2 protein-coding genes are annotated in these 639 nt (G+C 67.6%); one reads left to right on the top strand and one right to left on the bottom strand.

What is annotated here, in order from left to right; translation table 11 throughout:
• Nucleotides 1-76: 76 nt before the first annotated feature.
• A complete protein-coding gene (locus HW556_RS18855) occupies nucleotides 77-208 on the bottom strand; it encodes a hypothetical protein (RefSeq protein ID WP_262890020.1) in 132 nt (43 codons plus the stop codon).
• 90 nt (nucleotides 209-298) lie between these two features.
• On the opposite strand from HW556_RS18855, the gene HW556_RS18415 reads away from it, so the two are divergent.
• Nucleotides 299-639: transposase (locus HW556_RS18415; RefSeq protein WP_176901573.1), on the top strand; the 341-nt coding region annotated here is incomplete at its 3' end.

The following is a 639-nucleotide window of genomic DNA, read 5'->3' as shown; positions in this document are numbered from 1 at the left end:
CCGCGCTTGCCCACCGTAGCGGCCCTGCGCCATTGCTCGACACAGCCGGACGGGCGGAGTTGGCCGCGTGCCTGCGCTAGCAGCCCGATGCCACGCTCGACGAGTTGCGCGTGTGGGTGGCCGCGCTGGGCGGCCCAACCGTGAGCGTGGCCACCATGGGCCGGGCCGTGCAGGCGCTGGACTGGCGGCGAAAAAAAAGAGTGTCCACGACGCCGAGCGCGACACCGACCGGGTGAGGGACTTGCGGGCTGCCTTTCTGGCCGCCGTCCAGGCCGAGGATTTTACCTGTTTCAAATTTGTGGACGAGACGAGCACCAACCTGAGCTATTGCCGCCGCTACGCCCGCGCCGAAGGCGGGCAGCGCGCCCACCAAGCGACGCCCTTGCACAGCGGGCCCAATGTGACGCTGGTGGCTGCGCTGACCCAGAGCGGGCTACAAGCGGCCATGACGGTGAGCGGACCGGTTAACGGGCAGGTGTTCGCCGCTTACCTGCAGCAGGTACTCGGTCCCACGCTCGTGCCCGGTGACGTGGTGGTGCTGGATAAGCTGCCCGCCCACAAAGTGACGGGCCTGGCCGAACTGGTCGAAGCCTGTGGTGCCCGGCTGCTATATCTGCCGCCCTATTCGCCCGACTTTAA

The sequence above is a fragment of the Hymenobacter terrestris genome (assembly GCF_013377905.1).
Taxonomy (GTDB): domain Bacteria; phylum Bacteroidota; class Bacteroidia; order Cytophagales; family Hymenobacteraceae; genus Hymenobacter; species Hymenobacter terrestris.
This window is presented reverse-complemented; position numbering and strand designations above follow the sequence as displayed.